Source organism: Flavobacterium aureirubrum, assembly GCF_038739835.1.
GTDB lineage: Bacteria > Bacteroidota > Bacteroidia > Flavobacteriales > Flavobacteriaceae > Flavobacterium > Flavobacterium aureirubrum.
On sequence record NZ_JBCGDO010000006.1, the window covers coordinates 99715 to 112165 of the forward strand.

Below are 12451 nucleotides of genomic sequence, written 5' to 3' on the forward strand. Positions count from 1 at the left end.
TTATTGTTTTAAAATCTTTGAAGTGGCCGATAAACCATTAGGTGTTTGCACCGTAACTAGATACATTCCTTTCGCTAAATTGGCAATATTAATGGCGTTAGAACCGATGTTTTGAATATCTTGATTTAAAACCACTTTGCCTGTTAAGTCAGTAATAGCTATAGTTTGAAGCGCAACATTATTATTGTTTTTAATAAAAAGTTCGTTAGTTGCCGGATTTGGAAAAATTGTCAAAACACTTTCATCAAGAGAGATAGTGCTTAGTGAAGTGTCAACTACTTTTGAAATAGATGAGCCATTGGTAATATATAATTCGCCGTTTTGGTCTTCGCCAAATGTTGTTATTACTCCCGTCAAATTAACAGTCCAAGTTATCACTCCAGAATTGTCAACAAATCCTATTTCTGCTGTACAATAATCGGCAAAAAAATATTTGTTAGCAAAATTTGGATACGTTGTTCCAGTATAAAAATAACCGCCTGTTATAGAACACCTGTTATTAGTTCTTCCATATTGAGTTAATGGGAAAGTCATGGTATTCATTGGATCACAGCCCGAAGTATTAAATGGAGAAGTTGCTTCGTAACAACGCCATCCAAAATTTAATCCAGTATTAGGCAACGGGAATGCAGTTCTGTTGATTTCTTCTAATGAATTGGGACCATTATCACCCACATCAGCTATCCATAAATCACCGTTTAGTCTATTAAATGTATATTTCCATGGATTGCGTAGTCCACGAGCCCAAATTTCACGAAGACCAGCAGTGGTTGCAAAAGGATTAGTCGCTGGAATTCCATAATTTAATGACCCAGAAGTAGTATCAACATCTATGCGCAACATTTTACCTAATAACACTCTACTAGGAAAATTAGGATCTACGGTCATGTTTTGCGAATAACCTTGTGGATCGCCACCACTTCCGCCATCGCCCAATCCGATGTATAAAAAGCCATCACGTCCAAATGCCAAACTTCCACCGTTGTGATTAGAAAAAGGTTGATCTACTGTCATTAAAATGGTTGCAGTAGTATTAGCGATATCTGGATTGGCAGAAACAGAATATCTAGCAATAATCGTGTCACCAGCAGTATTGGTATAATTGATGAAAAACAAACCATTGCTCGCATAATTAGGATGAAAAGCCAAGCCCAATAAGCCTTGTTCGCTGCCACTACTTAAACCAGTAACGGTTAAAAATGGTGTGGCATTTACTGTTCCATTAGGATTTACTATTCTAATTGCACCTGTTTTTTGAACCACAAAAAGGCGAGAGTCATTAGGCGGATGAACTAATGCTACCGCATTGGATAAACCTGTAGCAAAAGTTTGTACAGCTACTGTTTGTGCTGCAACCGAAAAAGTAAAAAGTGTAAAGATAAAGAGTATTATTTTTTTCATAATCTATTTTTTTTTGTAAAGTTAAAAATAAAAAGTTAGGTATCAAATTGTTATAAAAAAATGAAGAAGATAGTGGTTACTGTACCTTTTACTCATAGATATTATTCATAAACAAACTAAAAACGTACTTATTTAAAAGATAATGTTTCACCGAACTAATCATCATGTCTTTAGAATTGGCTGGTGGACATCCAAAAAATAGTTGTTGGTAATCTATTTTTTGAATTCTTTTTAAATCAGAAGGTTTGTTAAATTCAATTTTAGTTTTCAAATGGTTGAATAGGTTGCTATCTACTAACAGTATTGATTGTTGAACTTCTTGTTCGAAAGAAAAAGGATAAAAAACACGTGCCTCTTTTTCAAAAAGAGAAGGTAAATTATTTTTAAAGCTGTACTTCGGAACAGGCAAAATCACTTCCTGACCAAAAGATGGAATTGTACACCAAACAATAACTAATAGTAGCCATTTTTTCATAAAATGATTTTTAGATTGAATGTGTATAAATGTATAAATTTTATTAAAACTATTTCATTAATAGTATGTTAATTAAATGCAAACATCCTAAAACCAATTGTCTTAGGATGTTTTCTTCTTTTATAAAGTATAATTGCTTTTACCTGTTCGAATAATGTATTCTCATTTCCTTAGGATATTTTAGCTCATAAGCAAAGTGTATGATTTCCGTTTTACCGCTTTCTATTTTTCGTTGCCAAAGTATACTTCCAGTTTTTTCATCATAAACGCCATCACTAATGGTTAATGATTTTACGCTAATCTTTTCGTTTTCACTTATTGGCAATTGGTCCAAAACTTCTAAATCTATCGTCTGTTTGGTGTTGTTTCTAATCACTATATCATAGGATTCGGTTTCTTTTTTATTACTATTAAAAAATTTCTTCTCGTCTTTGTCTTCAATTTTTCTCCTTTTTATTACGATTCGTTCGTCTATTCCTAACGAGATAGGAAATTCATCATTCAGATAATTGCTTTGTAAATACGTTTTGCCAATATAATTATCGTCAAAGAACAAACTGGCTTCACCCGAAATGAGATTTAAATTCTGCCAATTTTTCACAATGGCTAATAAGTAAACACTTTGATTAACTTTTGGAACAGCATGATATTTATAGGTTGCCGCTACTTCTTTTTTATCTAAAATTAAAAACTGCTCTTTCTCTTGACTTTTTATCGTTTGAATTTCATTCAGTTCATATAAAATGTTCATTTGACTATCCGATACATTGGCAACAGGCAAATCAAAATAGGAATCTTCTTCATTGGTATTGTTAGCATCACTCCTCATTTGATAGGAATTGGTTGCAGCATTGACCGCTACTTTTTTATACTGATCATTATTCATTTGATTGTAGTTCATTCCTGCCACAAATTCATTGACATATAATGGTGATAAAATCGGTCGGTTTTGATTGTTTTGAGGCAAATAAGTAGACACAAAAAGTTTTACATTGGTCCAATCTTGTCCCGTTTTTTGATATATTTTTCCTTTAAAAACTAGCTCTAATGGACTGTTTACATCGGTTGCTCTGATGTCGTATAATGGCATCCAACCTGCGCTTTGGACAACATAAGTAATTGATAAATCAAAATTTGTTTCCGTTTTAGCTTCGATTTCCAATAACAATTCTTTTTTATTTTTGTTTTTATTGGTCTTTTCTTCTGCTAGTTGATTGACAATATTCGCATTTGCGGCCACTAAGTCATTTTTTTGCTCTTGTAACAAGTACAAGCTGTTTTCGATTTCTAAAAAACGTTTGGCATAAAAAGAAGTCAATTTAATTAACTGTTCTTGGGGCGAAATTTTATCGTTGGTATGCACTTGTAAATTAGAATTGATAATACTTTGTTCACCCAATAGTGTTTTGATTTGAAGCGAAAGTAAATCAATTGAACGCGCATTTTTTTTCTTTTCGGCTTCTAATTTTTGTTCAATTTCTGAAGGTTTATTAGTGTGTAGATAATTGTTTAATGGAGTAATTGCCATTAGGGTTGTGTTTTTCCCTATACCAATTTTATACGTGTTTTCATCAATATCATTGGACAAATTAATGAGTTTAACAAAGTTCCTGCCTTTTTTTAAAACGACTGGAGTGGTTCCTGTAACTTTTGCTCCTTTTAAGTAAATGGTAGCACGTTTAATTTCAATTTCTTTTACTATTTCTTGTCCAAAGAACAACTGAGTAACTAATAACAGCAAGGTTGCATATCTAATTTTCATGGTACAAATTTTTAAATTCTTTATAAAACTACTACTTAGAAAAAGACAAATTTGGCAGACTTGGTAAAAGGGTGAGTTGAATGGGTAAAACGGATATAAAAAATATGGCTCCAAAAAAAAACATCCTAAAATCAATGACTTTAGGATGCTTGTATTTTTACAAATTATCTATAGTTTTATCTTTAGGATATCGGACTTTATAACTTATCCTGACTTTTTTGGTTTCGTTTGGATTGAGTTTTAGATTCCACGTGAGAATGCCTGCATAAAATATAGCTAACGCCTTAGCCAAAAAGGAAATTAATAGCAAACCAAATCGGCTAAAAAATCAATTTTAAATAGATAATCATCACACAAAATCGTTATTTTTACAACATAAAATGATTTGTTATGAATTTACAAGCAACAAAAATGGAACTAATTGAAATGCTTATAAGCACTAGAAAAGTTACTGTATTAAACAAAATAAAAGCAATTTTGGAAGAGGAACAAGACACGCTAACCAAAGAAGATTATGAAATAATAGATGCTCGAAGAGAAAGACACTTAAAGGGTGAAAGCGATTCTTTTACTTGGGAACAAGCCAAACAAAAAATCCAACGAATTTAGTTTGATGAAATATGATTTAGTTATAAAAGAAGAAGCGATTGTTGATATGCAACAAGCTTATGACTATTATGAAGAACGCAAACAGGTTTAGGCGAACGTTTTTTAAACACTTTGGAAGAATATTTGGACAGGGTTCATAAAAATTCACTACACTATCAAATCAAAAGAAAACCTTATCGAGAAGTTTTCATAAAACACTTTCCTTATCTAATCATATATGAAATAGAGACTTCAAATATTATTGTTTATGCTATTTTTAATACGTCCCTAAATCCGAAGAAAAAACCAAAATAACATTTACTATCAAACAAGTATAAAAAAACGCAATCGGTCAGGATTGCGTTTTTGTGTATTACAAATTATCTATAGTTTTATCTTTAGGATATCGGACTTTATAACTTATCCTGACTTTCTTGGTTTCGTTTGGATTGAGTTTTAAAGTCCAAGTAAGAATTCCGGTTTCTTTGTTTGCTGTGGCATTATCACTTTGCAATAATTCGATTTCAATTTCTTTATCGGTGCTCAACGGATATTGATCTTTTAACATAATATCAGCAGCTTCTTTTTTGTTATTTCTGACGGTAATATCAAAAGTAAAAGTTTGCTCTTTTTTGGAAGATAAAAACCGTGTTCCCGATTTGTCCACTACTTTTTCACGCTTGATAGAGATTTTTTTGTCTCTTCCCATACTTAAATTCAAAGTGTCCGAAGTTTGGTTTGTATTGATAAACGTTTTGCCTACATACAACCCTTCAAAAATAATGTTGGCTTCGCCAGGCAATAAATTGTATTTTGAATAGTCGTTAATTTCGGCTAATAAAAAAGCTTCTTTTTCAACTCTTGGTGCCGCATAATATTTATAAGATGCAGGTAGTTTTATATCTTTTAACCCCACACTATGCGGTTTTCCATTCGATAAAATATCATAAGGAATATCAATATCGAAGGAAACATTGAGTTGGTTTTCATTCACTTCTGTATAATCATCCATTCCTTGCTTTGTTGTAATGACCATTACACCATTTGAACCTCGATTTCCATATTGTGCTGTTGCAGATGAGTCTTTTAAGACATCAATATTTTTTATTGCACTAGGTGGAATTTTTCGGAATGTTTCTGCATTTGACGGTACTCCATCAATTACATATAATGGATCAGAATTTGCATTTAAAGAACCTGCACCTCTTATTACAACGCTACTTTTTGAACCTGGTTGTCCATTAGCTTCATTAATATTTACACCAGCTAATTGACCTTGTAAAGAATTTAAAACAGGTGCATTAACATCACCATTTCTATTTTTTTGATAAACGTTTCCTCTATAATAATTAAAATCATTTTGTTCGTCTTGATACCTCAAAAACCAAGAACTCAACAACGGTGCTTGATTGTTTTGATTGGGATTGCCAGAGGACAAGGTGAGTTTTACTTTTTTCCAATCAATGCCAGTCCATTGCGTAACTTGTGCTTTGTACATCATATTGATAGGAGTTGTAATATTCTCAGCTCGTAAATCATAAAAAGGTGTCCATGACGCATTATTGGTAATATAGTTTAGGTCTAAATTTACTACGCCTGCTATTTCATTCATCACCTGAATAATCAATTTTCCTTTGGAACTTTTTTCTTCTTTTTGGGTATTGATTTCTAGTTTGTCGTTGAGTGCTTTGAGTTTTTCATTGAGTTTGGTTTCTTTTTCGGCCAAGGTTACCACAGCATTATCCAATTCTGTTCGTTTTGTTTTATAAAAATCGACCAATTTCATCAGTTCGGCAACATTCAAACCTGTGTTGGCACCACTCACGTTTTGATTGGCATCCAAAAGTGCAATAGTTTGCTGGCTAGAATAGGTGTCTATTTGGATTTTCTTAATTTCTTTTTGAACCAACGTAATGCTGTCCCGTACTTTTTTTATCACCGGATTGGTTTCATCAATTTCATATTCTGAAATATAATTTTGAGTAAACTGCACTGATAAAACTGTAACCGAATTGGGTGCGCCAATTTGCACCGTATTTTCATTGAGGTAATCGGCTACGTTTTTTACCACAATTTCACTTGTTCCTACTGGCAGATTTACGGATGTAGTTTGAGACAATTCAGCCGCATTAAAATAAACGGTTGCCGATTTAACCTTTGCCGTTGTGAAAATAGGTTTTTGGGCAAAACTAATGGTCGAAACCAATACGAATAGAAGAAAAGGGATTTTCATAGGAGTGGAAATTATGATTAATACGCTTTGGAATGTAAATATCGAAAAAATTTGTGATTTATACTAAAATAAAAAACTACAGCTCGTGGTAACTGTAGTTTTAAGGATAAATCGTTAAATATCTGTCTATTTTTCTAAAGTAAATCCTTTTGATTTTGCTAAGGAAACGATAGAACTTCCAATAGCATCGCCCAAATCATCTTGCGTGTTTTTCTTTTTGGCTTCGGCATCAATAAACTCTTGACGTTTTTTTGCCAATTCGGCTATTTCCTTTTGTAATTGTTCTCTTTGTTGCGTTTTTTGTGCCACAATTGCATTAATTTCTTCTTTCGTTTTATTTTGGTATTCTTTAGGCAATTCTTCTTTTTTAAGTTTGGCTAAAACATCCTTGTCTTGTTTAACTTTATCAACTAAATCCCAATTGGTATTAGTGTATACTTTTTTGCTTTTACTGATAGCACGCTCTGTTTTATTGGCATAGGATACGCTTTCGGCATTTTTATCTTGTTCCATTTGGTTCATTTTTTTAGATTCTCCCATTGAACCATAACCAATATAAGTATCATTCATTTTGTCATTGCATATAGAAATTTGGTCATCATAAGGTGTGTTTATGTATTGAACAGCAGCATTAGAATCAATAGTAAAAAATTTCCCTTGACCTTTATCGGCGCCATCTTTCCATAAACCGCTAATACCTTGTGCTTGATTGCCACAAAAAATTGTATTGATAAAAATTTTGTTTTGTAATGCTGTTGCAATTGCTTCTTTATAATTTATTGTTCCTTGAGTGAACGCTTCATTTCCAGCAATGTAAATTAGCTTCATGTTTACGGCACCGTCATCCCATTTGAGTTGATTAGTAGCATCTTGAATAACGGCACCACAATATTCGTTTCCACCGTTTGTTTTGAGCGCAAATAGTTTTTCCGAAATCAAATCCAAATCAGTAGTTAAAGGCGTAACTTGTCTTATAAAATTTGATTTTTCACTTAGATTGTCATTGCCATATTCATAAAGTGCAATTTCGATATCGGGTGTTTTGCCTTCATATTTTAATGTGGTCAAAGTGTTTACAATATTCCAAAGTCTTGATTTGGCTTGGTCTATCAATCCGTCCATACTGTTGGAAGTGTCCAAAAGCAAAGCAACTTGAATTTTGGATTCCTTTTCGACAGTAGGTTTTACTGTTGAAGATTCTTCTTCACGTGGTTGAGCGGTTGTATTATTACATCCCAAAAGCACTGTTGCACTTATAAGTAGCAACCCTAAACCTTGCATTTTTGTTTTCATAAAAGCTGTTTTCATAATTGATGTTTTTAAAGATTTCTATACAAACGTATGCATCAAGAGATTGCTTTTTTTAGAAAAAGGGTGAAACACGCCTTTGACTTGGTAAAACGATTTGTACAACCATTTTAAATTGATTTACTTTACACTACTTATTTTCAAGAAAAATGCGCTATCTTTTTTCATGGTTATCCTTTGTTTTTGTGATGCTTTTGGCTACTACTAGTTCAATGGCACAAGACACTATTAAGAAAAAGAAAACGTCTTTTCAATCGAAAAGTTTAAAAAAAACAGAAGAGTTAAAAAAAGCTTATGATAGTGGCGATGAAGAAAGTATTGCTAAAAATTATGAGCAGTTAGCCGAGGATTTTTATTCAAAGAATAATGAAATTAAAGCCGAAGAATATTATCAAAAAGCATTAACGGTTTATAGAAAACTGAAAAGAAAAGAGGATATTGCACGTGTACTAAGGAGTTTGGCAAAAATTCAAGAAAGTCAAAATAAGTTTGTTCAAGCTTCAACCAATTATAAAGTAGCCAGCGAAGCAACTTCAGACAAAAAACTTGAAAAAATAAATGCCAATGATTTTAATCGTCTTACTAGCTCAAATGCTGTAAAGCAGAAAGAACTGTTGAACTCTAACATTAAAATTTTGGCAGAGGAAGATAAGGTGGAAGAGTTGTCGGATGCTTATCTAAAAAAAGCCGAAACCGATAAACTTGAAAATAAACCTGAAGAGGCTATAAATAATTACAATCAAGCCTTAGTTTATGCTGAGGACAAACCTGATAAAGCGATTTCTATAAAGAATAAAATAGCCGATATTTATGTAGCAAAAAATGAGTTTGGCAAAGCATTAGAAATCAATCAAAGTATTTTAAAAAGTGCCGAGAAGAAGAACGATTTTACAACGCAAATCACTCAAAAACAAAAATTAGCCTCGCTTTATTTTCAAACAAACAAACCCGAAAAAGCGGTCGAAGAACTTAAAACTGCGTATAAACTTGCTTCTAAAAAAGGGAATACGGCTGAGGTAAAACGAAGTTTACTCGCATTAGTTGATTATTACAAACAAAAAGGAAATGACAAAGAACGATTACTTATTTACAATGATTTTTTACAAAATTTTGATGCCATAATTCAATCAGATACTACGCTTATTGACGCTAAAATTTTTCAAGTAACCGAAGAAAAAATCAAACAACTTGAGACAGAAAAGGCCTTAAAAGACGAACTGATTTCAAAGAAAAATACTTTCAATTATTTTCTTATCGGTGCAGTTTTTTTACTGCTACTTTTTTTCGGATTGATAGTCAAAGCATTATTTGCCATCAAGAAAAAGAACAAAGAAATCGCCTTGCAATCGCTCCGTCGTGAAATGAATCCGCATTTTATTTTTAATAGTCTAAACAGTGTGAACCAATTTATTTCCCAAAACAAAGAGTTGGAAGCCAATAAATATTTGACTTCTTATTCTAAATTAATGCGAAACATCATGGAAAATTCCAATAAAGATTTTGTGACACTTACTACCGAAGTTAATCAACTGAAAAAATATTTAGACTTAGAGCATTTGCGTTTTCAAGATCAGTTTGATTATGAAATTATAGTCGATGAACTGTTGGATACCGATGCCGTTTTTATTCCGAATATGATTATTCAACCGCATCTCGAAAACGCTATTTGGCATGGATTGCGCTACTTGGAACACAAAGGTCATTTGCTATTACAATTTAAAATTGAAAAAAATCAGTTAGTCGTTTTGATTGATGACGATGGCATTGGATTAACACGCAGTAAAGAACTCAAAACGGTCAATCAAAAAGTTCATAAATCTCGTGGCTTGACCAATACAAAAGAGCGTATTCAGCTTTTGAATGAGTTGTATAAACACTACATCCGTTTTGAAATCAACGAGAAAAATGCTCCGAGTTCAGGAACTATCATACGAATTGAAATGCCATTAATTACTAAAGTTGAATAACGATGAAGATACGAAGTGTAATTGTTGAAGACGAAGTTGCCGCTCGTGAAGCACTCAAAAATTATTTGAGTAAATATTGTCCGCAAGTAGAAGTAATAGGCGAGGCACAAAACATTAAAGAAGCAGTTCCTTTATTGCATGAAACGAGGCCACAATTGGTTTTTTTGGATGTAGAAATGCCGTTTGGCAATGCTTTTGATGTTTTGGAAGCGTGCAAAGATTTACAATTTGAAACTATTTTTGTCACTGCATTTTCAGAATATTCGTTAAAAGCGCTGAATCAAAGTGCGGCCTATTATTTATTAAAACCCATCAGTATTGAAGAATTGATCGTGGCAGTAAATAAAGTACAGCAACATATTATTAATAATGAATTATTCGACCGAAATAAAATAATTGTAGAGAATTTCCGTGAAACCAAGCCTGAAAAACAACAAGTGATTTTACCAACTTTAGAAGGATTTGAAGTGGTAAAAATGGAAGATATTGTGCGGTTGCGTGGTAATGGAAATTTCACTGATATTTATTTATCCAATGGCAATAAAAAAATGGTTTGTCGTTTTTTAAAACACTTTTCAGAAATTTTGCCTTATCCTTTCATGCGAGTTCACAAATCTCATATCATCAATAGTTCATTTGTGAAAAATTATAATAAAGGCGGATTTGTTACCCTGTTTGACCATACAGAAATTGAAATATCATCAACTTATAAAGAAGAGTTTCTTACACGGTTTAAATAAAAAGGGCAAATTTTGTTTAAAACTCAAATTCATCAATGCTTGTACTATCATTTTCAATGGTATCGGTTGGTTTTTGTTTCAAGTACAATTGTGCAGGGCCAAGTATTTTTGCAGGAACATTTTGACCAATAGTATCGGTTTCAGAAAGTAACTGTCTACGCAACATCAATCGGGTTAGAAATTCATTTTGTTGTTTCGCAAAAGGTTTAAGTTTTTGTTCGGAATCAAAACGAAACATAAATCCTTTTGGTTTTGGGATAATGGTGGCAAGGAACAAACATTCGTTTAAATTCAAATCGGCTGGCGATTTTTGAAAATAAAATTGTGATGCTTCGCCAATTCCATAAACATTTGGTCCCCATTCTATAATATTAAAATACACTTCGAGCATGCGCTCTTTGGAACTGATTCGGTTGTTTTCTAAAATATAAACCAAAAGAATTTCTTCTAATTTTCTTGATAACGTTTTCTCCCTAGTGAGGAAAGCATTTTTCACCAGTTGCATACTGATGGTACTCGCACCGCGTGAGAATTTTTGGGTTCTAATATTTTTTGCGATCGACTGTTTGAACGCTTCATTAATAAACCCACGATGATTAAAAAACGACGGGTCTTCGCTAGTCAAAACACATTTTTGTAGATAGGGAGAAATAGCGTTAAGGGGTGTGTAATTTGGATTGGATGGACCTAAAATTATGGGGCGTTGTGCAATGCCTTTATCCACAGCACGATAGGTAAATTCCCTATTGATTTTATTCAAATCAGCTTCTCCATATTTAGTAATTTTCAATCCTTCGGGGTCTAATTTACTTTCAAAAATTAGCGCATTGGGTTTGTGATTGTTGTATTCAAAGTTTAGGGAGTAACTAAAATTTCCTTTTGCTTCCATGCCTTCAAAATGGTGGAATAAACCTGTTGGTAATGAAACAATAAAGTCTTGCGCTTTCATTTTTGGAATTTTTAATTGAAGGGCATATACTTTATCGGTTTCGTTGGTATAGGATATATAAGGATGGCATTTGATGTTGTTCAATTGCACGGTTGACGTACTGTCCAACGCCATAAATCGTGAGCCAATTACCCAACGATAATCAAATCGGGCTTTCTTTATAATTACATCCTTGTTGGCAATTTTTGGGTGATTGACGATTAAATTTTCAATCGAAGAATAGCCATCAATATACAATTCGCCACTATTCATCGAGAGATTTTCTAAATTGAAATGAATGGCTTTAAAACCCGATTTCAGGTTGAATTTTTTATCCAAATAGGGAATTCTAATGGTGTCACTTTTTGGATTCGAGAATTGCAAATCGGCTTTTCGATCTCTTGGGTCGGCAAAACCGTTGATGCACCATTGTTGTGAAAAATTATCCGAAGTGACTTGAATAATCGTATGGAGTTTTTTTTCAGCCAAAACCAATTGGTTAAAATCAAAAACCACTTTATTTCCTTTGTCATCTATTTTAATAGCAAAGCCTTTAACGTGCATATCCGTTGGAACTAAGTTCAAAAGTTGTGACGAAATTCGGTTCAGAAGTTTGGCATAATTTACTTCGTCGTTGTCTTTTTTTTCTTTTTTGGAACGAAGAAAAGCATCGAAGTTGCTGCCATTTTTGGTTTTTACTAATTGAATATAGCCTTTATTGATTTCTAATTTTCCCAACTGAATATCGCCTAGCAATAACTTCCAAAAGTTCACGCTGGTTTTTAATTCATCAATACGAACCAAAGTATCGGCTTGTTTTGGAACTAATGTAATATCGTGAAACTCTAAATCAGTCAATCCATGAAACTCGGCTCTTTCTATCGAAAAATGACATTGATACTCGCGTTCCATTTTGGCATCAATGCGATGGATAACTTTCTCTAAAATGGTATTTCGAAAAGCAAAAAGCAAAATGATTCCGAGTAAGAGAAGTACTCCAACTATTTTTAGCACTAACAAAACTTTTTTTCTTTGGAGTTTCATTTTGA

Annotated in this window: 10 protein-coding genes; 4 read left to right on the forward strand and 6 right to left on the reverse strand. The window is 32.8% G+C overall.

All coding sequences use genetic code 11. The features are described 5' to 3' along the window. The 3 genes from WFZ85_RS06705 to WFZ85_RS06715 all read right to left on the reverse strand — a co-directional run bounded on the left by WFZ85_RS06705 (nt 1) and on the right by WFZ85_RS06715 (nt 3638). The gene (locus tag WFZ85_RS06705; RefSeq protein WP_342695519.1) at nt 1–1401 is read right to left on the reverse strand and encodes a PQQ-dependent sugar dehydrogenase; all 1401 of its coding nucleotides are present in this window, start codon (nt 1399–1401) and stop codon (nt 1–3) included. Between the two features lie 88 nt (nt 1402–1489). Next, entirely contained in the window at nt 1490–1876 is a 387-nt protein-coding gene (locus WFZ85_RS06710) for a hypothetical protein (protein WP_342695520.1), read from the reverse strand. A gap of 139 nt (nt 1877–2015) precedes the next feature. Beyond that, the gene (locus WFZ85_RS06715; protein ID WP_342695521.1) at nt 2016–3638 is read right to left on the reverse strand and encodes a DUF4139 domain-containing protein; all 1623 of its coding nucleotides are present in this window, start codon (nt 3636–3638) and stop codon (nt 2016–2018) included. Nucleotides 3639–4028: 390 nt separating this feature from the next. Here WFZ85_RS06715 and WFZ85_RS06720 point away from each other — a divergent pair, with 390 nt between their 5' ends. Then, nucleotides 4029–4247, forward strand: coding sequence for a hypothetical protein (locus WFZ85_RS06720; RefSeq protein ID WP_342695522.1), 219 nt, complete (start codon nt 4029–4031; stop codon nt 4245–4247). 123 nt (nt 4248–4370) lie between these two features. After that, a complete protein-coding gene (locus WFZ85_RS06725; protein ID WP_342695555.1) occupies nt 4371–4541 on the forward strand; it encodes a hypothetical protein in 171 nt (56 codons plus the stop codon). Nucleotides 4542–4599: 58 nt separating this feature from the next. Here the strand turns inward: WFZ85_RS06725 and WFZ85_RS06730 are convergent, their stop codons facing one another. Both WFZ85_RS06730 and WFZ85_RS06735 read right to left on the reverse strand, forming a co-directional pair. Continuing rightward, complete coding sequence (locus WFZ85_RS06730) at nt 4600–6459, reverse strand: DUF4139 domain-containing protein (protein ID WP_342695523.1); 1860 nt, start codon at nt 6457–6459, stop codon at nt 4600–4602. A gap of 126 nt (nt 6460–6585) precedes the next feature. Further along, complete coding sequence (locus tag WFZ85_RS06735) at nt 6586–7767, reverse strand: vWA domain-containing protein (RefSeq protein ID WP_342695524.1); 1182 nt, start codon at nt 7765–7767, stop codon at nt 6586–6588. A gap of 149 nt (nt 7768–7916) precedes the next feature. Between WFZ85_RS06735 and WFZ85_RS06740 the strand changes: the two genes are divergently transcribed. Continuing rightward, complete coding sequence (locus tag WFZ85_RS06740) at nt 7917–9734, forward strand: tetratricopeptide repeat-containing sensor histidine kinase (RefSeq protein ID WP_342695525.1); 1818 nt, start codon at nt 7917–7919, stop codon at nt 9732–9734. A gap of 2 nt (nt 9735–9736) precedes the next feature. Continuing rightward, nucleotides 9737–10474: a LytR/AlgR family response regulator transcription factor gene (locus tag WFZ85_RS06745; RefSeq protein ID WP_342695526.1), complete on the forward strand. Its 738-nt coding sequence runs from the start codon at nt 9737–9739 to the stop codon at nt 10472–10474. Nucleotides 10475–10490: 16 nt separating this feature from the next. On the opposite strand, the gene WFZ85_RS06750 is transcribed toward WFZ85_RS06745, so the two are convergent. Further along, on the reverse strand, nt 10491–12446 hold the full coding sequence (locus WFZ85_RS06750) for a biosynthetic peptidoglycan transglycosylase (RefSeq protein WP_342695527.1): 1956 nt from the start codon (nt 12444–12446) through the stop codon (nt 10491–10493). Nucleotides 12447–12451: the final 5 nt, after the last annotated feature.

Coding starts and splice junctions, on each gene's coding strand:
- WFZ85_RS06705 (WP_342695519.1), bottom strand. CDS start 1,401: ATGAAAAAAATAATACTCTTTATCTTTACACTTTTTACTTTTTCGGTT.
- WFZ85_RS06710 (WP_342695520.1), bottom strand. CDS start 1,876: ATGAAAAAATGGCTACTATTAGTTATTGTTTGGTGTACAATTCCATCT.
- WFZ85_RS06715 (WP_342695521.1), bottom strand. CDS start 3,638: ATGAAAATTAGATATGCAACCTTGCTGTTATTAGTTACTCAGTTGTTC.
- WFZ85_RS06720 (WP_342695522.1), top strand. CDS start 4,029: ATGAATTTACAAGCAACAAAAATGGAACTAATTGAAATGCTTATAAGC.
- WFZ85_RS06730 (WP_342695523.1), bottom strand. CDS start 6,459: ATGAAAATCCCTTTTCTTCTATTCGTATTGGTTTCGACCATTAGTTTT.
- WFZ85_RS06735 (WP_342695524.1), bottom strand. CDS start 7,767: ATGAAAACAGCTTTTATGAAAACAAAAATGCAAGGTTTAGGGTTGCTA.
- WFZ85_RS06740 (WP_342695525.1), top strand. CDS start 7,917: ATGCGCTATCTTTTTTCATGGTTATCCTTTGTTTTTGTGATGCTTTTG.
- WFZ85_RS06745 (WP_342695526.1), top strand. CDS start 9,737: ATGAAGATACGAAGTGTAATTGTTGAAGACGAAGTTGCCGCTCGTGAA.
- WFZ85_RS06750 (WP_342695527.1), bottom strand. CDS start 12,446: ATGAAACTCCAAAGAAAAAAAGTTTTGTTAGTGCTAAAAATAGTTGGA.